Source organism: Photorhabdus antumapuensis, from assembly GCF_020387775.1.
In the GTDB taxonomy this organism is placed as follows: Bacteria; Pseudomonadota; Gammaproteobacteria; order Enterobacterales; family Enterobacteriaceae; genus Photorhabdus; species Photorhabdus antumapuensis.
On record NZ_JAHZMK010000024.1, the window covers coordinates 302,131 to 325,849 of the forward strand.

General features: G+C 43.4%; 25 protein-coding genes and 1 pseudogene. 9 read left to right on the plus strand and 17 right to left on the minus strand.

The window, feature by feature from the left end:
• The first annotated feature begins 31 nt into the window (after positions 1 to 31).
• Together KZ793_RS11025 and KZ793_RS11030 are read left to right on the plus strand one after the other, a co-directional pair.
• Positions 32 to 376 (plus strand): RidA family protein, encoded by a 345-nt coding sequence (locus tag KZ793_RS11025; protein WP_225815373.1) that lies wholly within the window; start codon positions 32 to 34, stop codon positions 374 to 376.
• Positions 377 to 1,316: 940 nt separating this feature from the next.
• Positions 1,317 to 1,553 (plus strand): hypothetical protein, encoded by a 237-nt coding sequence (locus KZ793_RS11030; protein ID WP_225815374.1) that lies wholly within the window; start codon positions 1,317 to 1,319, stop codon positions 1,551 to 1,553.
• Between the two features lie 87 nt (positions 1,554 to 1,640).
• On the opposite strand, the gene mdtI is transcribed toward KZ793_RS11030, so the two are convergent.
• From mdtI to zwf, 3 genes are all read right to left on the minus strand, one after another.
• On the minus strand, positions 1,641 to 1,973 hold the full coding sequence (gene mdtI, locus KZ793_RS11035; RefSeq protein ID WP_225815375.1) for a multidrug/spermidine efflux SMR transporter subunit MdtI: 333 nt from the start codon (positions 1,971 to 1,973) through the stop codon (positions 1,641 to 1,643).
• A gap of 1 nt (position 1,974) precedes the next feature.
• Positions 1,975 to 2,391 carry a multidrug/spermidine efflux SMR transporter subunit MdtJ gene (gene mdtJ / locus KZ793_RS11040; protein WP_225815376.1) on the minus strand — a complete coding sequence of 139 codons (417 nt, stop codon included), beginning with the start codon at positions 2,389 to 2,391 and terminating at the stop codon, positions 1,975 to 1,977.
• 493 nt (positions 2,392 to 2,884) lie between these two features.
• On the minus strand, positions 2,885 to 4,360 hold the full coding sequence (gene zwf, locus KZ793_RS11045; protein WP_225815377.1) for a glucose-6-phosphate dehydrogenase: 1,476 nt from the start codon (positions 4,358 to 4,360) through the stop codon (positions 2,885 to 2,887).
• A gap of 344 nt (positions 4,361 to 4,704) precedes the next feature.
• Between zwf and KZ793_RS11050 the strand changes: the two genes are divergently transcribed.
• Positions 4,705 to 5,565: a MurR/RpiR family transcriptional regulator gene (locus tag KZ793_RS11050; protein WP_225815378.1), complete on the plus strand. Its 861-nt coding sequence runs from the start codon at positions 4,705 to 4,707 to the stop codon at positions 5,563 to 5,565.
• A 411-nt stretch (positions 5,566 to 5,976) separates the two neighbouring features.
• Here KZ793_RS11050 and KZ793_RS11055 read toward each other — a convergent pair whose 3' ends face one another.
• On the minus strand, positions 5,977 to 6,132 hold the full coding sequence (locus KZ793_RS11055; RefSeq protein WP_225815379.1) for a hypothetical protein: 156 nt from the start codon (positions 6,130 to 6,132) through the stop codon (positions 5,977 to 5,979).
• Between the two features lie 417 nt (positions 6,133 to 6,549).
• On the opposite strand from KZ793_RS11055, the gene pyk reads away from it, so the two are divergent.
• On the plus strand, positions 6,550 to 7,992 hold the full coding sequence (gene pyk / locus KZ793_RS11060; protein ID WP_225815380.1) for a pyruvate kinase: 1,443 nt from the start codon (positions 6,550 to 6,552) through the stop codon (positions 7,990 to 7,992).
• A gap of 462 nt (positions 7,993 to 8,454) precedes the next feature.
• Here the strand turns inward: pyk and lpxM are convergent, their stop codons facing one another.
• The 3 genes from lpxM to znuA form a co-directional block, all read right to left on the minus strand.
• Entirely contained in the window at positions 8,455 to 9,423 is a 969-nt protein-coding gene (gene lpxM, locus KZ793_RS11065) for a lauroyl-Kdo(2)-lipid IV(A) myristoyltransferase (protein ID WP_225815381.1), read from the minus strand.
• Between the two features lie 151 nt (positions 9,424 to 9,574).
• Entirely contained in the window at positions 9,575 to 10,882 is a 1,308-nt protein-coding gene (mepM, locus tag KZ793_RS11070; RefSeq protein WP_225815382.1) for a murein DD-endopeptidase MepM, read from the minus strand.
• A gap of 20 nt (positions 10,883 to 10,902) precedes the next feature.
• The gene (gene znuA, locus KZ793_RS11075) at positions 10,903 to 11,850 is read right to left on the minus strand and encodes a zinc ABC transporter substrate-binding protein ZnuA (protein ID WP_225815383.1); all 948 of its coding nucleotides are present in this window, start codon (positions 11,848 to 11,850) and stop codon (positions 10,903 to 10,905) included.
• Between the two features lie 76 nt (positions 11,851 to 11,926).
• Between znuA and znuC the strand changes: the two genes are divergently transcribed.
• A complete protein-coding gene (gene znuC / locus KZ793_RS11080) occupies positions 11,927 to 12,685 on the plus strand; it encodes a zinc ABC transporter ATP-binding protein ZnuC (RefSeq protein WP_118984749.1) in 759 nt (252 codons plus the stop codon).
• The gene (gene znuB / locus KZ793_RS11085; protein WP_225815384.1) at positions 12,682 to 13,467 is read left to right on the plus strand and encodes a zinc ABC transporter permease subunit ZnuB; all 786 of its coding nucleotides are present in this window, start codon (positions 12,682 to 12,684) and stop codon (positions 13,465 to 13,467) included. The genes znuC and znuB overlap by 4 nt, the downstream gene beginning before the upstream one ends.
• A gap of 92 nt (positions 13,468 to 13,559) precedes the next feature.
• Here znuB and ruvB read toward each other — a convergent pair whose 3' ends face one another.
• The 6 genes from ruvB to aspS all read right to left on the minus strand — a co-directional run bounded on the left by ruvB (position 13,560) and on the right by aspS (position 18,893).
• Positions 13,560 to 14,567 carry a Holliday junction branch migration DNA helicase RuvB gene (gene ruvB, locus KZ793_RS11090; protein ID WP_225815385.1) on the minus strand — a complete coding sequence of 336 codons (1,008 nt, stop codon included), beginning with the start codon at positions 14,565 to 14,567 and terminating at the stop codon, positions 13,560 to 13,562.
• Positions 14,568 to 14,583: 16 nt separating this feature from the next.
• Complete coding sequence (ruvA, locus tag KZ793_RS11095) at positions 14,584 to 15,201, minus strand: Holliday junction branch migration protein RuvA (RefSeq protein WP_225815386.1); 618 nt, start codon at positions 15,199 to 15,201, stop codon at positions 14,584 to 14,586.
• A 78-nt stretch (positions 15,202 to 15,279) separates the two neighbouring features.
• A complete protein-coding gene (ruvC, locus tag KZ793_RS11100; protein ID WP_225815387.1) occupies positions 15,280 to 15,801 on the minus strand; it encodes a crossover junction endodeoxyribonuclease RuvC in 522 nt (173 codons plus the stop codon).
• Positions 15,802 to 15,910: 109 nt separating this feature from the next.
• Complete coding sequence (locus KZ793_RS11105) at positions 15,911 to 16,654, minus strand: YebC/PmpR family DNA-binding transcriptional regulator (RefSeq protein ID WP_225815388.1); 744 nt, start codon at positions 16,652 to 16,654, stop codon at positions 15,911 to 15,913.
• A gap of 29 nt (positions 16,655 to 16,683) precedes the next feature.
• Positions 16,684 to 17,121, minus strand: coding sequence for a dihydroneopterin triphosphate diphosphatase (nudB, locus tag KZ793_RS11110; protein ID WP_225815389.1), 438 nt, complete (start codon positions 17,119 to 17,121; stop codon positions 16,684 to 16,686).
• The gene (gene aspS, locus KZ793_RS11115; RefSeq protein WP_225815449.1) at positions 17,121 to 18,893 is read right to left on the minus strand and encodes an aspartate--tRNA ligase; all 1,773 of its coding nucleotides are present in this window, start codon (positions 18,891 to 18,893) and stop codon (positions 17,121 to 17,123) included. Before aspS ends, nudB begins: the two co-directional genes overlap by 1 nt.
• A gap of 275 nt (positions 18,894 to 19,168) precedes the next feature.
• On the opposite strand from aspS, the gene KZ793_RS11120 reads away from it, so the two are divergent.
• The 3 genes from KZ793_RS11120 to cmoB all read left to right on the plus strand — a co-directional run bounded on the left by KZ793_RS11120 (position 19,169) and on the right by cmoB (position 21,502).
• Positions 19,169 to 19,567 carry an MAPEG family protein gene (locus KZ793_RS11120; protein WP_225815390.1) on the plus strand — a complete coding sequence of 133 codons (399 nt, stop codon included), beginning with the start codon at positions 19,169 to 19,171 and terminating at the stop codon, positions 19,565 to 19,567.
• Between the two features lie 208 nt (positions 19,568 to 19,775).
• Positions 19,776 to 20,534, plus strand: a complete 759-nt coding sequence (gene cmoA / locus KZ793_RS11125) for a carboxy-S-adenosyl-L-methionine synthase CmoA (protein ID WP_225815391.1) — start codon at positions 19,776 to 19,778, stop codon at positions 20,532 to 20,534.
• The gene (gene cmoB / locus KZ793_RS11130; protein WP_225815392.1) at positions 20,531 to 21,502 is read left to right on the plus strand and encodes a tRNA 5-methoxyuridine(34)/uridine 5-oxyacetic acid(34) synthase CmoB; all 972 of its coding nucleotides are present in this window, start codon (positions 20,531 to 20,533) and stop codon (positions 21,500 to 21,502) included. The genes cmoA and cmoB overlap by 4 nt, the downstream gene beginning before the upstream one ends.
• Before the next feature lie 38 nt (positions 21,503 to 21,540).
• On the opposite strand, the gene cutC is transcribed toward cmoB, so the two are convergent.
• The 4 genes and pseudogenes from cutC to KZ793_RS11145 all read right to left on the minus strand — a co-directional run.
• A complete protein-coding gene (gene cutC / locus KZ793_RS11135; protein ID WP_118984736.1) occupies positions 21,541 to 22,287 on the minus strand; it encodes a copper homeostasis protein CutC in 747 nt (248 codons plus the stop codon).
• A 167-nt stretch (positions 22,288 to 22,454) separates the two neighbouring features.
• Positions 22,455 to 23,009 carry a VOC family protein gene (locus tag KZ793_RS11140; RefSeq protein WP_225815393.1) on the minus strand — a complete coding sequence of 185 codons (555 nt, stop codon included), beginning with the start codon at positions 23,007 to 23,009 and terminating at the stop codon, positions 22,455 to 22,457.
• A 278-nt stretch (positions 23,010 to 23,287) separates the two neighbouring features.
• Complete coding sequence (locus KZ793_RS22555; protein WP_255619275.1) at positions 23,288 to 23,422, minus strand: hypothetical protein; 135 nt, start codon at positions 23,420 to 23,422, stop codon at positions 23,288 to 23,290.
• Between the two features lie 17 nt (positions 23,423 to 23,439).
• A pseudogene (locus tag KZ793_RS11145) lies at positions 23,440 to 23,550 on the minus strand (type II toxin-antitoxin system RelE/ParE family toxin); the annotation flags it as partial.
• Positions 23,551 to 23,719 lie beyond the last annotated feature (169 nt).

Below are 23,719 nucleotides of genomic sequence, written 5' to 3' on the forward strand. Positions count from 1 at the left end.
GGCAGATAGTCATTTACAGAAAGGAGTATCCATGACAATTGAACGTATTGATCCACAGGATCGCTGGTCCGAAGCGGTAGTTTACAATAAAACCATTTACTACACCGCCGTACCGGAAAATCTGGATGGTGATATTACTGAGCAAACAGCGAATACACTGGCCGCTATTGATATCATGCTACAACATCTCGATTCTGATAAAAGTAAAATTATCGATGCCACTATTTTTCTGGCGGACGGAAAAGAATTCGCTGGCATGAATGCCGCCTGGGATGCATGGGTTGTAGCCGGAAGTGCACCCGTGCGCTGCACAGTTGAAGCTAAATTAATGAACCCCAAATACAAAGTCGAGATAAAAATTATCGCCGGTATTTAATATTAATTTCGGGATATTCTCTATCGCCTGCATTTATATTTTGATTATATAGAGGTTATACCTAATAGATTTCGAGNNGCAAGTGAATGAATCCCCAGGAGCATAGATAACTATGTGACTGGGGTGAGTGAAAGCAGCCAACAAAGCAGCAGCTTGAAAGATGAAGGGTATATTAAGAATATCCCAATAGGTGTTATTAATGTAAGTAACTCTGTTTTAGCTGCAATAGCATTTTAAAATATTAATCGATATTCTCATAAACTACATTATCTATTGATCCAAGTGGAATATTATAAGCCCAACAACTCCAATCTTCCTCCTATGCCTTGAGCCATAGATGACCATTATAGTGATCATCTAATATTGACATTCTCATTACTTTAATATCTCAGAGAAAAAAGCAAAAGAAATCTTTAATAGACAAATATCAATAATCCGAGATAATTGGAATAGTATCTGTGAAGAAGCTGAATTAAATGAAATAGATAAAAAGTTGCTCTGGCATAGACAGTTTTTAAATCCATTTTCTATCGGTTTTCAAAACCTTTAAATAGTAATCGAGATATGAAAAATATTAATAAACGCCAATCGCTTATCAAAAATTTATTATAAATCAATCTTACGGGCCAAAATACCTAATTTATTTTAGCAATGGCCCTTAATGATTCATTTTAGAAATATATGTTTGAACCGCTGATAATACTCTGATGATCAATGTAAATAAAATAGTTTCCAATGTTGCTTATCACAAATAGCATTAATTTCATCTGGCAGAGTTAACTCATCAAATGGATTTTCTATTATTTACCTTTTCAATGTTGAATTATACTTATGCGTCGTCCATACTTTCTAATAAGCACATCAGTATCTGGCCACTGTTTAGTGAATATAAACATGGCCTAATCTTCAATAGCTTTTATCACTTGGTATGGAGCATTCTATGGATATTTGTTCAGGTTGTCATGATCCGCTTCATGATTCAGTTGTTGCGGAAGTAGAAGGAAAAATCTATAAAAGTTGCCCATCTTGTTCCGCCTCAATGGGTAAACATGTTTTTTATCGCTATAAAGACTTTGATATGAAGGAGATGGGGAATGGCCGCTATATTGTTCAGTCTTGTTGTCCTGGTTGTTGCATGAAAGATGGTAATAAACCAGACGTCTGTTTTACCTGCTAAGAGTCACTTTTATTCATATCTGCTGGTTATTATGCAAAATAGTTGCTAGTTGCATGCCAGCAGATAATGATTGGGTTACGCTACGGCTTAAGCCATCTTGATCATCACCATGCCCAACAGCAACAAGGCAATTCCACCCCAACCTTTACAATTCAAACGCTGATTAAACATAATCCAGCCAGCAGCAACCGTTGCGATAATACCGAAAGCGCCCCATAAAGCATAAGCAATGGAAAGTTCAATTCCCTTCACTGCCTGAGCAAGCGCACTAAACGCCCCAAGAACAGCAATAAGCGAGAGAATACCCATCCAAGGACGTCTAAAACCATTAGAAAGTTTTAGTAAAATATTCGCTAAAATATCCAACGCTACAGCAAAGAATAGGAACGCCGCATGCCACCATTCAAATTGTTGTAACATGTTATGCCTCCTTTATTTTACTGTTTTTGGTTGTTGCAGCATTGACAGCCTTATTTGCCATCTGTTTGACTGCCTCAGCCGATTTTTTGATTACCGCTTTTTTTGTACCCGATTTAATCAACATAATCCCCGTCACCAGCAGAGCCAATCCCCCTACTTTCATCAATGACAGTGATTCATCAAACCACATGACACTAAAAACAGTAATAAATAGAATGCCAACCCCTTCCCACAAAGCATACGCAACGCCCAGTGCCACTTTTTTCACCGCCATTGCCAACAAGATATAGGATGTGGCGATCATGATGTACATAACAGCCATGCCAACTACACCACCGGAAACACTGGCATGTTTCATCGATAAGGTACCGATAACTTCGGTAACAATTGCCATTGCAAGGAATAACCAATAAATCATTTTCTTTCTCCTGACCACGTAAATACGCACGTCAAGACGCAAGCTATAAATGACCTAAACCCACCCATATATAAGATGAGAAATAATAACCCGACGTTTTGACAAAACAGAAATACCGGTTGGAAACCGGTTAACAGGAGCCAGACGCTATAATGCACCGCACCAGTAATGCTCACTGGATAAAATGGCAGAAAGGAAAAGTACGTGGGTGGAGCTTTGAAACTTGACGCTTTTGGCGCTGTTCATGATATCTCATTCTTTCATCGCACCGATATTCCGCACGATATACTAAGAATCCTCATAAATAGTGTTAATTTTCCTAGTACTTCTACCATATAAGATAATAGAAAGCAACCAATCTCATTTATTCTTTTATCTGATAGACCATTTTGAATAGGAAAACAGAATTGATATTAACATAAGCTGATACCTTAACGATAATGACCCAAGCCGCTTATAACACGGCTTGAGCTTCAACAGAAAGGTTTATCAATTATTCAAATTCATTCCACGAACGACCATCGCGGGTGATCATAGCAACAGAAGCAACCGGCCCCCACGTTCCCGCCTGATAAGGCTTAGGCGCATCATTATCCGCCGCCCATGCATTCATAATAGAATCAACCCATTTCCACGCTTCTTCCACTTCATCACGACGAACGAATAGCGCCTGAATACCCCGCATAGCTTCCAACAGGAGCCTCTCATAAGCATCCGCCAACGGAATATGGTTAAACGTTTCAGAGAAACTCAGATCCAGCTTAGTGGTTTGCAGACGATGCTTGTGTTCCAGCCCCGGAGCTTTGTTCAACACTTCAATATCAATACCTTCATCCGGTTGCAAACGAATCGTCAGCTTGTTCTGCGGTAGTTGTTGATAAGATTCAGAGAACAAATTCAGCGCGGGCTTTTTGAAATAAACTACCACCTCAGAACATTTCGTTGGCAAACGTTTACCGGTTCTCAGATAGAAAGGAACCCCGGCCCAACGCCAGTCATCAATATCGACACGGATAGAGACAAAAGTTTCCGTCCGGCTAGCCTGGTTCGCCCCCTCTTCTTCCAGATACCCCGGTACCTTATGCCCCTGAACAAAACCGGCGGTGTATTGACCTCGTACCGTTTTCTCCCGCACATTCGTGTGATCAATACGTCGCAGAGAACGCAATACTTTTACTTTTTCATCACGGATACGATCTGTCGTCAGATCTGCCGGGGGAGACATAGCAATCATGGTCAATATTTGCAACAGGTGATTTTGAATCATATCGCGCATCTGCCCGGCTTGGTCAAAATAACCCCAACGGCCTTCAATACCGACTTCTTCAGCTACCGTAATTTGTACATGATCAATTGTCCGGTTATCCCAGTTATTCACAAATAGGGAATTGGCAAACCGCAACGCTAACAGATTCAATACGGTTTCTTTACCCAGATAATGATCGATGCGATAAACCTGACGCTCATTGAAATATTTTGCCACTTCATCATTAATGGCTTTGGATGATTCAAGATCGGTCCCTAAAGGCTTTTCCATCACAACTCGATTTGGCTCTTTATTTAGCCCGGCAAGGCCCAACCCGTGACAAACCGAACCAAAAGTACTTGGTGGCATCGCAAAATAGTGAATTGCAGGCCGATTCTCCTGCTTAAGAATTACCTTCAGTTTGGCAAAATCTTCCTTTTGATTAACATCCAGATTGCAGAATGCCAAACGCTCACTCAATGTTTTCCATAATTCTGGATCTAATTTTTCCGGCAAGAACGTATTTAAAGCTTCTTCAACAACCTTGGTATAAGCCTTTTTATCCCAATCAGCCCGGCCAACACCGATAATCCGGGTTTCTGGGTGAATATAACCCGCTTTCTCAAGCTGATAAAGGGAAGGCAATAATTTCCGGCGTGCCAAATCCCCTTTAGCGCCAAAAATGACTAAATCACAAGCCTGAGCTGTAGAAGTAACCGCCATATATTTCTCCTCATTGCGGGATATTGTAATTTTGTTACAGCATTAACCAATAATGTACTCTTTTGGCTATGGCGCGTAAACAGCGATAACGAATAACCATCACCTTATGTTAACAATATGTTTTACCTCTGCTAAAAATGTGATAACTTTATGTAATTTTACAACGTTTATGAAAGATAATTACCAATATGAAAGTTAGACACTTGTCATACTTTTATGAAAAACATTAAATTATTGTGACTTCCTACTGCCAGCTTCAATTTGCTAATAGTATATTTTCATAAAAATTTATATAGATTTCTCCTCTGAATGAAATCGTCAAAAACCACAGGTAACTGCGTTTTATGAATACACTGGAACGAGTCCAAAACAGTATCGAATTCTTGAGTAAGTCAGAAAAAAAAGTGGCGCAGATAATCTTGGCTTCACCGCAAACTGCGATTCATGCCAGTATCGCAACACTGGCGAAAATGGCGGAAGTCAGTGAACCCACGGTTAACCGTTTTTGCCGCCGTCTGGATACCAAAGGTTTTCCTGATTTCAAACTCCATCTAGCCCAAAGCCTTGCCAATGGCACGCCTTATGTAAATCGTAATGTTGAAGAGAGCGATACAGTTAGTTCCTACACCAATAAAATATTTGAATCGGTAATGGCAACGCTGGATACCGTGAAAAACAATTTGGATATTACGGCCATTAACCGAGCTGTCGATTTACTGACTCAAGCCCGGAGAATCTCATTTTTTGGTTTAGGAGCCTCTGCTGCCGTCGCCCATGACGCAATGAATAAATTTTTTCGGTTCAACATTCCCGTTATCTATTTTGATGACATTGTGATGCAACGGATGAGCTGTATTAACAGTGCCGAAGGTGATGTCGTCGTACTGATCTCCCATACCGGCAGAACTAAAAGCCTGGTTGAAGCAGCACAACTTGCGCGAGAAAATGATGCGACAGTTATCGCGATCACCTCCCAAGATTCTCCTCTCGCCCAAGAAGCAACGCTCGCCATTCTTCTGGATGTCCCGGAAGATACAGATATTTATATGCCAATGGTTTCAAGAATCGCTCAATTAACTGTTATTGATGTTTTAGCTACTGGTTTTACCCTGCGCCGTGGTTCAAAATTCAGAGATAACTTGAAAAGAGTCAAAGAGGCGCTGCGAAATTCGCGCTTTGACAAAATTGACTTTCCCCGAACTTGAAAGTAGTCCTCTCGCTATTAGGCTGACTCGCAGCGATTGCGTAGTCAGCGATCGTTTCTGGCTCATTGAGTACCGGTAAATAATTTACACTGGTCAAGATATGAGAAGAATTACATAATTATGGTAAGAAAATCCTATATCACTTCGTTAACTCAATAAAATAATGACGGTCTAAAGTGTAAAAATTAAGCCAGAGAGCATTATTATAAAAAATTACCGAAATAAACAGAAAGCAGGAAGATAAAAATAACTTTCAAATGTTGAATATAAATGGTTTAGATATTTATCTGATAATACAATTTCTATTTTTATTTCTATCCATTATACAAAAACAGTTAACCCTATAAGTGGGAATATATTGGTGAAAATAAAACAGTTCGATTAGCCAGCGCCAATGGCGCCGATATTTTATCAACCGGTGGCAACGATTCGATAAGCCTGACCGTAGCATAAATACCAGCGCATAAGGGCTTTCGAGCCACCAGACCACTGACAAACTTCACGCAAATAGCTGTCTCTTAAGTCTAACTTAAGAGGCAGCGCCAGAGCCCAGTAAACCCCAATCACTACTTTTCATTACCAAAACCTCCAAGACTATTAGATTATTGATAAATCGGGAACAAATCGTGATAGGATAGAAATGCGGCAATAAATATCCGTTAAAAGGGTTAGCTGATTCGCCAAGGCATAGCGATAGGACATAACGATTGTGTAAAACGTTCCCCCTGTCGTTCCCCTCTAGTTGACAATGGTCAATAGGCACTACAGCGAGAAGTATCAGAATGAGTTGATACGGGCTACGAGAAGCCACCCACGGTAGTCGCTTGCGACTTTGCTACGAGGCAAGTCACAAAAGTAATCTATAAACAGCCTTGATAGTTGGATTGCCGAAGAGTTTTTTTACTCATTTTATAGGATAATTAATAGATTATTGATTATTTTTATATAACCAATACCAATACTCACAGGTCAACGGAGTAACACATGTCCAGACGGCTCAGAAGAACTAAGATTGTTACTACACTTGGTCCGGCTACCGACCGCGATAATAATCTTGAAAAGATTATTACTGCGGGTGCAAACGTAGTCCGCCTCAACTTTTCCCACGGTACCGCAGAAGATCATCTCCAGCGAGCCAATAAAGTGCGCGAGATTGCAGCCCGCCTGGGGTGCCATGTCGCTATTCTTGGCGATCTTCAAGGACCTAAAATTCGCGTATCAACGTTTAAAGAGGGCAAGATTTTCCTGAATATCGGAAATAAATTTCTGCTTGATGCCAATCTTGGTAAAGGCGAAGGTGATAAGGAGAAAGTCGGTATCGATTACAAAGGATTACCTGCGGATGTGGTACCGGGTGATATTTTGTTACTGGATGATGGACGTGTTCAACTCAAAGTATTAGAAGTCCAGGGAATGAAAGTATTCACTGAAGTCACAGTGGGTGGCCCGCTATCTAACAATAAGGGCATCAACAAATTGGGCGGTGGATTATCCGCTGAAGCCCTAACTGAAAAAGATAAAGAAGATATTATTACGGCGGCCAGAATCGGCGTTGATTATCTAGCCGTCTCTTTCCCCCGCACTGGTGAAGATCTTAACTATGCTCGCCGTCTGGCACGAGACGCAGGCTGTGAAACACAGATCGTGGCAAAAGTTGAACGCGCAGAAGCCGTTAGCAGTGATAAAACCATTGATGAAATCATTCTGGCTTCCGATGTCGTCATGGTTGCCCGTGGTGACCTTGGCGTAGAAATCGGTGATCCAGAGTTGGTTGGTGTCCAGAAAAAATTAATTCGCCGTGCCCGCCAGCTGAATCGTGTAGTTATCACCGCCACCCAGATGATGGAATCTATGATAACCAACCCGATGCCTACCCGTGCCGAAGTGATGGATGTGGCAAACGCCGTTCTTGACGGTACTGACGCCGTGATGCTCTCTGCTGAAACCGCAGCGGGCCAATACCCTGCCGAAACGGTTGCCGCAATGGCACAAGTCTGTCTCGGAGCAGAAAAAATGCCCGGGCTCAACGTATCAAAACATCGGCTAGATACAATTTTTGACAGTATTGAAGAAGCCATTGCGATGTCTACCATGTACGCGGCAAACCACCTAAACGGGGTTAAGGCCATTATTGCAATGACCGAATCAGGTCGCACCACTCGTATCATGTCTCGCATCAGTTCTGGTCTCCCGATATTCTCTATGTCTCGTCATGAGAAAACCTTAAACCAAACGGCACTTTATCGGGGCGTTACACCGGTTTATTGCAGCAGTCATACTGACGGTATAACAGCGGCCAATGAAGCGGTTAATCGTCTACGTGATAAAGGTTATCTAGTTTCCGGTGACCTGGTTCTGGTTACTCAGGGTGATCAGATGGGGACAATTGGCAGTACTAACACCTGCCGTATTCTTGAAGTGGAATAAACATTACAACATTTTAGCGCCAAGTTTTCGACAATCAGGTAAATCAGAAGACTGGCGCGTTTCGCTTATCCAACAACAACCGACGGTAAAAATAAATTCTTACCGTCTCTATTTCATTTAATTGATCGATTAATAATAATATCTCAAGGATTGAATAAAATGATTAGCATGATGAATAGGCATGTTTGACACGATCAATAGCGGTCAATTCACACTGAATAAGTGTGATATTTTAACAATGAAATATTCCGAAAAAATATTATTAAGATAATAATTTATTGGATATATTTTTCAATCATTCAATTTATTACCCAATCTAATTGTATTTAAAAATATAGCACCACCATTGAATTAATTACAAGTAATATGTTTTTTCACAGAACCCCCTAATATGCCCAATATTAGGGGGACAATACACACTTTCAAACCGTGATAATGACCTTTACATCTTTGCGACTAAAATCACAGATCTTCTCTCCCGTATGGCCCAATATCACCCGCTTTCCGAGTCTTAAGTAATTTAAGTATCCAGGTATATTGTTCAGGGTTAGGTCGCACCAATTGCTCCAATTCTTCATTCATTCGGCGGGCAATAAAAGCATCATCTTTGCCATCAATATCATCCATTGGTGGACGAATATAAATATCAAGCTGATGGGTACGATAATTATAAACCGGAAACAGGGGCACAATAGCGGCACGACAAACCTTCATCAATCGCCCAATGGCTGGCAATGTCGCTTTATAAGTTGCGAAAAAATCAACAAACTCACTGTGCTCCTCACCATGATCTTGATCAGGCAGATAATATCCCCAGAAACCCTGGCGAACAGTAGCAACAAACGGTTTAATTCCAGCATCACGAGAATGTAAACGGCCACCAAAATGACAGCGAGCTCTATTCCACAGATAATCTGAAACGGGGTTGCTCTGGTGATGGAACATGCCTGATATTTTCAGTCCCCTCGCAGATAGTAACATGGCGGGAATATCCACAGCCCAACCATGAGGCACCATGAAAATAACGTTTTTACCCTGCTCTTTCAGTTGAAGAATAATCTCTTCACCATACCACTGTGTCCGGCTTAACGTTGATTTTGCACCACGCAAACAAAGTTCGACCAACATAACAAAAGGTTGAGGTGCGGTAGAAAACATCTCATCAATCAATGCTTCACGCTGTTGCTCTGTTAGTTCCGGCATGCAGTAACATAGATTAATTCTTGCTCTTCGGCGTGCCCCTTTCGCCAATTTACCCGCCAGCCAGCCTATTTTGGCCAACAGAGGATCACGCACTTTAACCGGCAGGTAAGCCAGCCCGGCCAATACACTAACGCCTAGCCATAACCCCCAGTAACGAGGATGCAGATAGGATTTATGAAATGTCGGCACATAACCCACTTTACTGTCTGTATCTGTTTCTTTATACATGAGCTAACTCTTTAAAACAAAACGATAATCTGCCATTTTAGTACTGGGATTTATATCAACAGATGTCAACATATCTTGTTTTGCAATACAAAACGACAGCGGATGATAGCAATCATCCGCTTTAAAGTCTGTTATTTATGATCAGTTAAGCTCAATCTAGCAAAAGCTGAGGCGTTACCTCTTTTACCGTTGCCAGGAATTCTGTGCGTTCTTTACCACTCAAACCACCAGAACGCGGCAATTTCGCCGTTAATGGGTTTACCACCTGCTGATTGATCCAGAATTCATAATGCAAATGTGGGCCCGTAGAACGACCCGTGCTACCGGACAACGCGATACGATCACCCCGTTTTACCTTCTGCCCTGGTTTCACCAACAGCTTTCTCAGGTGCATATAACGCGTGGTATATTGGCGGCCATGACGAATGGCAATAAAGTTACCTGCTGCTCCGTTATATTTGGAGACAATCACTTCACCATCACCCACCGCCAAAACAGGCGTTCCCACCGGCATAGCAAAATCCACCCCTTTGTGTGGCGCAACCCGACCAGTGACTGGATTCACACGCCGAGGATTAAATTGGGAAGATACCCGAAATTGTTTAGTGGTTGGAAAACGCAAAAATCCACGCTCCAGACCGGAACCTTGACGATCATAAAAACGCCCATCTTCCGCCCGGATAGCATAATAATCTTTACCACCACTATTTAGGCGAACACCAAGTAATTGGCTCTGTTCACTGTGACCATCCAACATTTCACGGGACAGTAATACAGAGAAACGATCACCTTCATGTAATTTACGCAAATCAATTTGCCATTGCAGTGCCTTGGTGACTTCACGTGCTTCACTGCTGGTTAAGCCGGCATTTAAAGCACTACTGGTAAAGTTACTATCAACAACGCCAACGACGATGCTGTTTTTCCACTCACCTTTCTGAAACTCTTTTGTTTCTTTAAACAGATCGCCTTCACGGGTATAAATGCGAGCTTCACGGCGGGAAACACCCCAAGTCAGCGTTTGCAAGTCACCCGCTTCATTGACTGTCCATGACAATGGCTGGCCAATATTCAGCCCCCGTAACGCCTTATGCTGACTCGCGAGTAACGCTACATCAGAAGAGTCGATACCAAATTGGGTCAGAATATTACTGAGGGTGTCACCGTCGGAAACAATATATTCATGCGGAGTTTGAGCCGCAACCTCTGAGTTCGTCTCTTCATCAGGAATACCCTCGTCCGGTAGCTGTTCACTGCTATCTGCAATAATCTCATCACTATCTACGGGGGGATTGATGGCAATGCTGCCGACTGTTGTTTCTTCTTGTTCATGATGATAAGCAATAGGTTGCCACATAGTGACAACCAATGTTGCTACAGTCAGCGAACCCAACATAATTTTATGCGGTCGCGGTAACTCCTTATACACCAGAACGATAGTTTTAACTATCTGTTGCACTCATTGAATTCCTTATTACTTTAATTCAGGCAACCCGTGTACTGTTCCGACAACTGAGTTATAAATTTCATATAGCTGTCTTTATCCAATACGATGCGGCTTCCTAACGGGTCCAAAGTGCCCATACGCACTCCCGTATCCTTCGCCACAGCATTAATAACGGTCGGCCTGAATTGTGGTTCAGCAAAAATACAAATTGCTTTCTGCTCAACCAATTGTGTTCGTATATGATGTAATTTTTGTGCGCCAGGTTGTATTTCAGGATTGATCGTAAAATGTCCTAATGGCGTCAGGCCATAATGCTGCTCGAAATAGCCATAAGCATCGTGAAAAACAAAATACCCCTTACCACGCACCAGCTTAAGAATATTAGCAATATTTTTGTCAGTTTGCGCAAGCTGAGCATTGAATTTACGTAGGTTTACGTCCAGCGCTGCTTTTTTCTGCGGATAACGCGCTTGTAATTGGTCATAAATCCCCTGAGCAACCTGTTTTGCTATTTCTGGTGATAACCAGATGTGCATATTATATTCACCATGAGAATGATGTTCATGACCTTCTTCATGTTTATGCTGATCCGATTCGGGTAAATCTTCATCATTTTTCCGCAATAATGGTTTAATCGTTGGCAATTGTGCTAAAACTAGCTGTTTGTTTTGTGGAACTTTGGCTAACGGTTTAGACAAAAAGATTTCCATCTCAGGTCCAACCCACACAACTAAATCTGCCTGGTTCATTCTCTTAAGATCAGACGGTTTCAACGCATAATCATGCGGGGATGCCCCATCAGGTAACAGTACCTGCGTATCAGTTACACCATCAGTTATTGCCGCCGCAATAAAACCCAACGGACGAATTGATGTCACAACATCAGCATTAGCCGATTGTATCGTTCCTGACATGAAAACAGCAGCAATCGCAGCCTTACAGAGAAACTTGTGCGCTAGTTTATATGATTTGTGTAACATAATGTAAATATCTCGTGGACAGAAACAAGAATTGTTATATTATAACATCTCAATGTTCACGCAAGATATATTTAGCATGTCAACACTCATCACTTTAAAAAACGTTGCTGTTACCTTTGACAATCGTCAGATATTAAACAATATCTCACTTAGTTTACAACGAGGGAATATTCTGACTTTACTAGGTCCCAATGGTGCCGGTAAATCAACTTTAGTCCGTGTTGTTTTGGGGCTTGTCGAGCCATCATCCGGCACAATTAAGCATACCGATGGATTGAGAATCGGCTATGTTCCACAGAAGTTGCATCTTGATCCCACTCTGCCATTAACCGTCAAACGCTTTATGATGCTAAAACCCGGCGTAAAATCCGCCGATATATTGCCAGCACTAGAGCGAGTGAATGCTGCTCATCTATTGCAGCAACCCATGCAAAAATTATCCGGCGGGGAAAACCAACGGGTTTTATTAGCCAGGGCACTATTAAATCAGCCTCAATTATTAGTCCTTGATGAACCAACACAAGGGGTCGATGTTAATGGTCAATTAGCACTTTATGATTTAATCAATCAAATCAGGACCGAATTGCATTGCGCTGTACTGATGGTTTCCCATGATTTGCATCTGGTCATGGCGAAAACAGACGAAGTTTTATGCCTTAATCAACATATTTGCTGTTCCGGCACACCTGAAGTTGTTTCAACTCACCCTGAATTTATCGCTATGTTTGGTCATCACGGTGCTGAGCAATTGGCAATATATCACCATCAACACAATCACCACCATGATCTGAAAGGGAAAATTATCTTGGAAAATAACAGGGAATACCACTCATGATCGAATTATTATTCCCCGGTTGGTTGGCCGGCGTATTATTATCTATTGCTGCCGGGCCATTAGGTTCATTTGTTGTCTGGCGCAGAATGTCCTATTTTGGCGATACTCTGGCTCATGCCTCATTACTGGGCGTTGCTTTCGGATTATTGCTAAATATTAGCCCTTTTTACACAATTATCGCCGTCACTTTAATACTGGCAATTATTTTGGTTTGGCTGGAGAAACGTCCTCAACTGGCAATCGATACTTTACTGGGAATCATGGCTCACAGCGCACTATCACTAGGGCTGGTGGTTGTCAGTTTAATGTCTAATGTGCGAGTTGATTTGATGGCTTATCTGTTTGGTGATTTGTTATCAGTCACCTATGAAGATATTTGGTTGATTGCCATCGGTGTCACCATTGTCACTACACTACTCTTTTGGCAATGGAACGCCCTGCTCTCTATCACCGTCAGTCAAGAAATGGCTTTTGTGGATGGAATTAAAATACAGCGGTTAAGAGTACTGTTAATGCTGGTAACAGCGTTGACAATCGGCTTGGCAATGAAATTTGTCGGTGCGCTGATTATCACTTCCCTGCTCATTATCCCGGCAGCCACTGCTCGCCGTTTTGCCCGTACACCGGAGCAAATGGCCACTATTGCTATTGCGGTTGGTATGCTTGCCGTCACCGGTGGATTAGCTTTCTCCGCCGTTTACGACACACCAGCAGGACCCTCTGTCGTGCTATGTGCTGCGGTGATGTTCATTATCAGCCTGATCAGTAAAGCAAAAAATTGATCCACTGGGTGGGTACAACCCAGTTATCAGAAGAACGGGATAGGTTTCCCTTGCAGGAGTACCCATCCCGATTTTTCAGGTAATTAAACAGGTCATTCCTGATGTCTGACCATACCAAAATGGCGATAAGCATGTTCGGTGGCAATTCGTCCACGGGAAGTACGTTGGATAAAACCCTGCTGAATCAAAAAGGGTTCCAGCACATCCTCGATCGTTTCCCGCTCTTCACCAATAGCAGCGGCAAGGTTATCTACCCCAACCGGCCCGCCCATAAATTTATCAATGATAGCAACCAGTAATTTACGATCCAGATAATCAAAACCAGCAGCATCTACACTCAACATATCCAGCGCCCTGGCGGCAATATCGCCATCAATCCCACCATTCCCTTTTACTTGAGCAAAATCACGTACCCGGCGCAGTAAACGGTTGGTAATCCGTGGCGTTCCACGAGAACGCATGGCAATCTGCCGGGCTCCATCATCAGTAATATCCACCCCCATATAACGGGCACTGCGGGAGACAATACTTTGCAAATCATCCACGTTGTAAAATTCAAGGCGTTGCACAATACCGAACCGATCACGCAGTGGAGAAGTCAGGGAGCCTGCACGCGTGGTAGCACCAATCAGGGTAAAAGGCGGCAAATCAATTTTGATCGAACGGGCTGCCGGCCCCTCACCAATCATAATATCCAGTTGGTAATCTTCCATTGCCGGATAGAGAATTTCTTCCACTACCGGCGACAAGCGGTGAATTTCATCGATAAACAACACATCATGCGGTTCAAGATTTGTCAGCATTGCTGCTAAATCCCCTGCCTTTTCCAACACCGGGCCAGACGTTGTGCGAAGATTTACCCCCATCTCATTGGCAACAATATTCGCCAGCGTTGTTTTCCCCAATCCCGGCGGACCAAAAATCAGCAGGTGGTCAAGGGCATCACCACGCTGTCTGGCAGCCTGAATAAAAATCTCCATCTGCTCACAGACTTGCGGTTGCCCAACATATTCAGACAACAATTTAGGTCTGATTGCGCGGTCAATCGCTTCATCGTCTTGCAAAACTTCCGCAGAAACCAGACGGTCAGCTTCAATCATGGCTTACCCCTGTAACTTAGAGAACAGCGCGAAGTGCTTCGCGGATAAGTGTTTCACAATCAGCACCCAGTTTAGCAACTTTACTTACCATGCGGCTGGCCTCCTGCGGCTTATAACCCAGAGAGACTAATGCCGCAGCGGCTTCTGCTTCGCTATCAGCGTCAGAAGTTGTCTGTTTGGCGGTGGCCGGCAGATTAATATCACTGCTCTGATTGAAGAGATCGCCATTAAGCCCTTTAAAGCGATCTTTCATTTCAACCACCAGCCGTTCAGCGGTTTTCTTACCTACACCCGGCAGTTTAACCAGAGAAGCGATCGCTTCTTGTTCAATAGCAGAAACAAATTGCTGCGCAGACATGCCCGAAAGAATAGCCAACGCCAATTTAGGTCCTACACCATTCACTTTAATTAATTCACGGAATAGCGCCCGCTCCTGCTTATCATTAAAACCATAAAGTAATTGCGCATCTTCACGCACAACAAAGTGAGTAAACAGAACAGCTTCCTGTCCGGTATCAGGCAATTCATAAAAACAGGTCATTGGCATATGGACTTCATAACCCACGCCATTCGTTTCCAGTAAAACCAAGGGTGGTTGTTTTTCCAGCACAGTTCCTCTGAGACGCCCTATCACTCGTTTACCCCCTAAAAATAAAACTGATTGTTCTACTTATGGTTATAACATAAAAAAAGCTGGATGCATATCCAGCCGTTATCTTAAACGTCCACGTGCCAAGATTAATCCGGGATCACCAACCCGCAAAAGATTCTGATTAAAGTGACAATGGGTTATCGCAATAGCCAATGCATCTGCCGCATCGGATTGCGGATTAGCAGACAATTTCAGCATAGAACGCACCATATGCTGAACCTGACTTTTTTCAGCCGCTCCGGTACCGACAACTGTCTGTTTAACCTGCCGGGCGGCATATTCAAAAACTGGTACAGATTGATTAACAGCGGCAAGAATAGCCACACCCCGCGCTTGCCCTAATTTCAACGCTGAATCCGGGTTTTTCGCCATAAATACCTGCTCGATGGCAAAGGCATCCGGTTGGAATTGCGTAATAATTTCAAGGATACCGGCATAAATACGCTGTAACCGGTTAGGCAGATCATCAACTTTTGTCCGGATACAACCACTGCCAAGGTAGATCAAATGGCGCCCCTGCTGGCGGATCACACCATAACCGGTGACGCGGGAACCTGGGTCGATACCTAAGATAATCGCCATATCTGTTTATTCGCCTTTACGATCATCTTTAATTAAGGGGGATAAAAACGTTAGAGAAAGTGCCCTGCACCACAGCACACTTTCTCTACGCTGTACAACCTGATTGAAATTACAGCAAAGCTGCAACTTCATCAGAGATTTCACCGTTATGGTAAACCTCTTGTACGTCGTCTGAATCTTCCAACATATCAATCAAGCGCAATAATTTAGGTGCGGTTTCCGCATCCAATTCCGCTTTAGTGGAAGGGATCATCGAAACTTCTGCTGATTCCGCCACAAAACCGGCGGCATCTAACGCATCTTTCACGTCACCAAACGTTTCCGGTGTGGTGTAAACATCAATCGCGCCATCATCATAGGTTTCTACATCATCAGCACCGGCTTCCAACGCCGCTTCCATAACCGCATCTTCATCCAGCCCTGGCGCGTAAGAAACCACCCCTTTTTTGGTGAACAAATAAGCAACCGAACCATCAGTGCCTAAATTACCACCGGTTTTAGTAAAAGCATGACGAACGTCAGAAACAGTACGATTACGGTTATCACTCAAGCACTCAACCATCACCGCCGTTCCCCCCGGACCATAACCTTCATAAATGATGGTTTCCATGTTATCCGCGTCATCGTTGCCAACACCACGGGCGATAGCACGGTTCAGAGTATCGCGGGTCATGTTGTTGGACAATGCTTTATCAATTGCAGCACGCAGACGTGGGTTAGATGCCGGATCTCCACCACCCAGACGGGCCGCCGTTACTAGCTCCCGGATAATTTTGGTGAAAATCTTACCGCGTTTTGCATCCTGTGCAGCTTTGCGGTGCTTGGTGTTGGCCCATTTACTATGACCTGCCATAAGGTTCTCCGATAAAACGTCTAATAAACTTATTCAATAACAAACTCTTCAATCGCCTGCCGATTGCTCCACGACTTAGTGAGCTTTGCTGCTTTATCCGCATCCAGCCACTGATAATCCTGATGTTCAGTCAACAAGCATTCTCGCTCTTCCGGCAATGCCAGACAGAACCAGTACTCTTTATTACGGGTGACGCCTGGAGCATAGCGATGGCGCAAGTGGGTAAAAATCTCATAATAAAGAGAGCGTCGGCAATCTATCAGTTCGAGATTTTCACCGATGATATCAATACCGACTTCTTCTTGCACTTCGCGCAATGCTGTTTCCCACGGCGTTTCATCTCCATCAAGGCTGCCAGTTACAGACTGCCAAAAATCAGGATCGTCCCGCCGCTGCAACATTAGCACCCGTCGGCTGGAAAACGCATAAATAACCACCAGCACAGACTCAGGGCGCTTATAAGCCATTATTCACTCTCTTTTCTAGCAACAACAGAGATTGATAGCTCTTCAAGGGCCGCCGGATTGGTATAACTTGGCGCTTCCGTCATCAAACAAGCGGCAGCGGTGGTTTTAGGGAATGCGATAACATCACGGATGTTATCCGTTCCTGTCAGCAACATCACCAGACGGTCAAGACCAAATGCCAAACCTGCATGGGGTGGTGTACCAAATTTCAGTGCATCCAACAAGAAACCAAATTTCTCCTGCTGTTCCTGCTCATTAATACCCAGAATACGGAACACCGCCTGTTGCATTTCATTACGGTGAATACGCACTGAGCCACCACCCACTTCGTAGCCATTAATCACCATATCGTAAGCATTGGCAATGGCCGAAACCGGATCTTGCTCCAACTCCGCCGCTGATATATTACACGGTGAAGTAAACGGATGGTGCATGGCGGTCAAACCACCTTCCCCATCATCTTCGAACATAGGGAAATCAATCACCCACAGTGGCCGCCAGCTATCCAATGTTGTCAGGTTCAAATCGCGACCTAATTTCAGACGCAACGCTCCCAAGGCATCAGTGACCACTTTTATACTACCAGCACCGAAGAACAAAATATCGCCATCCTGTGCATCAGTACGGGAAAGCAGACCTTCAATCACCTCGGCATTCAGGAACTTCGCCACCGGGCTTTGTACCCCTTCCAGACCCGCGCCACGATTATTGACTTTTATCCACGCCAGCCCTTTTGCGCCATAAATCCCAACGAATTTGCCATATTCATCAATCTGCTTACGGCTCAATTCAGCACCACCTGGTACTCGAATTACAGCTACGCGACCTTTACTATCATTCGCCGGTTCAGCAAAAACACTGAATTCCACATCTTTAACCAGATCAGCAACATCCACCAACTCCAATGGGTTACGCAGATCAGGTTTATCAGAACCGAAACGACGCATGGCTTCAGCAAACGTCATCACCGGGAAATGTCCGAGATCAACACCTTCAATTTCCAGCCACAATTCGCGGATCATAGTTTCCATCATTCCCCTTACCTGCTCGGCAGTCATAAAGGACGTTTCCACGTCGATCTGAGTAAATTCCGGCTGGCGGTCCGCACGCAAATCTTCATCACGGAAGCATTTAACAATCTGATAATAACGGTCAAAGCCGGACATCATCAGCAATTGCTTAAATAACTGCGGGGATTGAGGCAAGGCATAAAATTTGCCTTTATGAACGCGACTTGGCACCAAATAATCACGGGCGCCTTCGGGTGTTGCTTTCGTCAGCATCGGCGTTTCAATATCCAGGAAACCCTGATTATCCATGAAACGACGAACAAAACTGGTGACTTTAGCGCGTGCCTTTAGGCGATTTGCCATTTCAGGCCGGCGCAGATCAATATAGCGATATTTCAGACGTTGCTCTTCACTGTTCGTCTGGTTGCTATCCAAAGGCAGAGGTTCGGAACGGTTGATAATATTCAGGCTTTCCGCAAAAACCTCAATTTCACCGGTAGCCATATCTTTATTGATTTGACTGTCAGGACGCGCACGTACAGTACCGGTGATTTGAATACAGAATTCATTACGCAGTTCAGCAGCCTGAGAAAATGCGGCTTGCTGATCCGGGTCAAAAAATACCTGAACAATCCCTTCACGATCACGCATATCAATAAAAATCAAGCCACCCAGATCACGGCGGCGGTTTACCCAACCACAAAGAGTCACCTTCTGGCCTTCATGGGTCAGATTCAACTGCCCACAATAATCAGTACGCATACAATATCCTTTTACTCGGCTGTTGTGCTGTTGCTGCGGAAATTTTGGCATCGTTCTTGAACTTGAAAAGTGTCATGAAGTGTCAAAAAAGGTCGCCATTATAATAGAAATTCTGCTCAGAGATAAGGGCAGGTAATATCCCAATGCTATACCATTGCTTGATGTCTGATAATCAGGCAATTTATTTTCAATTCCTGTTTTTTATAGCGACAGTTTTATTTTTGGGGTTTATCATAACTTAATTGGCCAATTTCGGTTAGGCAATGGAGTTAAAAATGGTTAGCTCGCTTTATGTTGTGTTGGGCGCACTATTATTGATTAAGCTGTCTTTTGATGTGGTTAAGTTAAGAACACAATATCGTGTCTCATATGGAGATGGCGGTTTTTACGAACTACAAACAGCGATCCGCATCCACGGCAATACGGTGGAATATATCCCCATCTCTATGTTATTGCTGGTTATGATGGAGATGAACGGCTCAAATGTCTGGATGATACATGTCTGTGGTTTGATTCTGCTCACTGGCAGAGTCTTGCATTATTATGGCCTGTACCACCGTGAGTTCCGCTGGCGACGTTCAGGCATGGTAGCAACCTATCTCTCCATGGTATTAATGGTGATTGCCAATATTTACTACCTGCCCTGGGAACAGATATTTTCTCTTTATGTCTGATATTGCCACCACTGAAATAAACAGGCAGCAAGTTCTGCTGCCTATTATTCTAATCATAGCTGTTCCATTTATGAGGAAGACTTCCCGGGGTTGATATGCAAAACGGGCATTTTAAAAGTGCTTTTCAATACAGAGAAAATTGGTTCAAGGTCAAGCTTTACATCTGTTAGAATGCTCCCTTCTATTTTTTCTAATAATCAATGCTGTTATGTCAAATCAAGATCCTCACAATCAAAGGGATAGCCTGTTTGCCGCCCCCATTGCCAATCTGGGTGACTGGCGTTTCGATGAACGGGTTGCAGAAGTTTTCCCTGATATGATCCAACGCTCTGTGCCAGGTTATTCAAATATCGTTTCCATGATTGGTATGCTGGCCAGTCGTTTCGTGACATCAAACAGCCAGATTTATGACCTGGGTTGTTCCCTTGGCGCATCAACCCTGGCAATGCGCCGCAATATTACCGCGGAAAATTGCAAGATCATCGCGGTTGATAATTCTCCAGCTATGGTAGAACGCTGTCGTCGCCATATTGATGCTTTCCGGGCGCACACACCGGTTGACGTTATTGAAGCCGATATTCTCAATATTGATATTCAAAATGCCTCAATGGTTGTATTGAATTTCACTTTACAATTTCTCGACCCGCAAGATCGGCAAGGTTTGCTTAACCAGATTTATCAGGGATTACGTCCGGGCGGTGTGTTAGTTTTATCAGAAAAATTCAGCTTTGAAGATCAACAAATTGGTGAATTACTGTTTAATATGCACCACGATTTTAAGCGTGCCAACGGATATAGCGAGCTGGAAATCAGCCAGAAACGCAGCATGCTTGAAAATGTCATGTTGACTGATTCTATTGAAACCCACAAATCCCGTCTCCATCAATCCGGTTTTAACCATGCTGAAGTCTGGTTTCAGTGTTTCAACTTTGGTTCACTGCTGGCGATAAAAGGAGCCGATAAATGATCGATTTCGGTAATTTTTATCAACTTATTGCAAAAAATAACCTCCAGCATTGGCTTAATTGCCTTCCTACTCAACTGCAAGAATGGCAAAAAGCGGCCCTGCACGGCAGTTTTAAATCATGGGTAAAAACCCTGGAGAACCTACCCGAAATTTCACCGACCCAATTAGACCTGAAAAATGGCGTGATCGCGGAACGCGATCCCCCCCTATCCGCAGGTGAAAAAATTTGCCTTACCAATATATTGCAGATATTCATGCCGTGGCGCAAAGGCCCATTCTCGCTTTATGGTGTAAATATTGATACCGAATGGCGTTCAGATTGGAAGTGGGATCGAGTACTGCCCCATATTTCTCCATTAACCGGCCGGACAATTCTTGATGTTGGCTGCGGCAGTGGCTATCACCTGTGGCGGATGGTCGGCGAAGGGGCTGAACTTGCCGTTGGTATCGATCCCACTCAGCTTTTTCTCTGCCAGTTTGAAGCCATCAGAAAGTTACTTGGCAATGATCAACGCGCCCATCTTTTGCCTCTGGGTATTGAACAATTACCGGCACTGGCCTCCTTCGATACGGTCTTTTCAATGGGAGTCCTCTATCACCGCCGCTCTCCTCTTGACCATCTCTGGCAATTGAAAAACCAATTGGTGTCCGATGGTGAGCTGGTACTGGAAAGTCTGGTTGTTGAAGGAGATGAACATACCTGTTTAATCCCAGGTGAACGTTATGCTCAAATGCGCAACGTCTACTTCATCCCTTCGGCAAAAATGCTGAAAACCTGGCTGGAGAAGTGCGGTTTTGTCGATGTGAAAATTGTCGATCAGGCAGTCACAACCACGGAAGAACAACGTCGTACAGATTGGATGAAAACTGAATCACTATCTGATTTCCTCGATCCTACGGATAGCAGTAAAACCATTGAGGGTTATCCCGCCCCTCTGCGGGCGGTACTGATCGCCCGTAAGCCCTGACGTTAAGAACTGGCCCAACCGGGCCAGTTCGCAATGGATTATTCAAATAAAGTCAAACTCAGCATCCCTTTCATCACCTCTACCACACCACCATCAACGCAATAATGTGAAAACTCATCCACCTCATTATCCGCGCTCATCGTCACCCCTGCTTTGCGGTAGGTCATGGTAGAAGGCATAATCCGGCTTGCCGAACTGTGAACTTCCGTTAACCCGATATCGATAAATTTATGAATATTACTCATACGAACACCCGCACCTGCCATAATAATTGGCCCCTGACTAGCTTGATGCAGCTCTTTCAATAAGGGTAATCCCAATTCAGCATTCTGTTGCTGGCCGGAAGTCAATATTCGTTTAACACCAAGTTGAGTGAGTTGATCCAATGCCACATAAGGATTAAAACACATATCAAATGCACGGTGAAAAGTGACGGCCATACCGCCAGACAGTGCCATCAATTGTTGCATACGGGGCAAATCAATATGCCCTTCTTCATCTAATAGACCAAAAACAACGCCCATAAATCCCATATCACGGATCTGAGCAACATCATTTTTCATCACCTCAAAATCTGAGTGACTGTAGCAAAAATCACCACCTCTTGGACGTACAATGGGATATACAGGAATAGTTAATTGCTCAATAGCCTGCTTCAATGTACCAAAACTCGGTGTTAATCCCCCTTCCGCCGGACTGGCGCAGAGCTCTATCCGGTCAGCACCCGCCTGTTGTGCGATTAATGCGCAACCTACGCTAAAACAACAAATTTCTAACTTTGTCATCAGAAGTTCCTTGGACACCCAGTTATTAACGAGCAATCAATGAATCTAAGCGATTCAGTAATTCAACTCACTAACTATGACATCTAATTATTGCCGATGATTTGTAGGAAATCACAAGGTCAGAACTTTTATCTGGATCACAAGGACGAAAAAGTTAATTTTGCTGACTAGTGCTCATTTTTGATTATTTCACGCAGTGTAAATGGGTGAAACTTGACGGTGATCTCACCATCAGTGATAGCTAGGGTAGGATTAGGCAACCGCTCTTGTTCACCTTTCGGTTGACTCTCTTTGACAGAAAAACCTGCCGGCAAAAGTTGCGGTAATAATGCTTTTGCTGCTGTTGATAATATGTCGGGTGCCACGGGCAGCACCAGTTCCACATGTTCCCATCCCTGATGCAAGTAAGTTTTCTTGCCAGGATAGGGCAATTCAACACAATCAATTTGCCAATTAAGCACCGCAATTGGGTGTTCTAAATCAAACAAGCAGATTGGACGCCCATTAATGAGATTTCCTGACATCAAACTGCCACATTGCAAAAAACCTTTACGCCAGCGCTCCGCTACAGATATATCGTGGCAACGTAAGGAGATATGATCAGCTTGATATGGCTCAACATTCACATTAAGCCGCTGTTTGAACCGTGCCAATTTTTGCTCAAATATTGCCAGATCAGCCACTAAATCCTGTAATTCAACAATAGAAGAAAAATGCGTCATATTATCCCAGTTAAGATGCAATAGATTGGTCCCTTCCCTTGGCCCCAAACAGCCCAAGAGTTTTAAAGGTTTGCCGCCATTTCAAACCTCGAATGATACTCTCGATTTGTAATAATTGAAATTGGATGGCACCAACACAACTACTCTTACAATAACCTCCATGAATTCACAAGGTGAATGCCAATGAATTCTCATTATCCTATTTCACTCACAAAAAAACCTCAATTAAGCGAAAAAACCTGCTTGGGACGAGGTTTGATACCTTACGAACAATTAATTCACATAGACAACGCTTTTAAATTTACTTTTATCGCATCAACATTAGTTTCACGAGATGGCGCACGTTCACCGTTAATGATCTCATTCATTTGTGTCATGCTTTCAGTCAATCTAGCAAACAATTTACTATCCATCTTTACCCCCTCTCATTTCAGTCTCTCAGGATTTCCTTCTCTGATTCACTCAGATCGTCCTGTATACCTTTTTTATAAATCAACAACAATCTGATGTGTGAAACGTCCACTTTGTAGTAATAAATAACTGCTCCATACATTTTACACAATTTTCACGCGGAATGGTAATTAATGGCAATTCTGGTTTTCTAATATAATTAGATTAGAAAATTAAAAATAGGAATATTTCTATTTTACCCTAACCATTCATTAGAATTATTTAAAATCAAAAATAACCATAAATTTATTATTCCAACA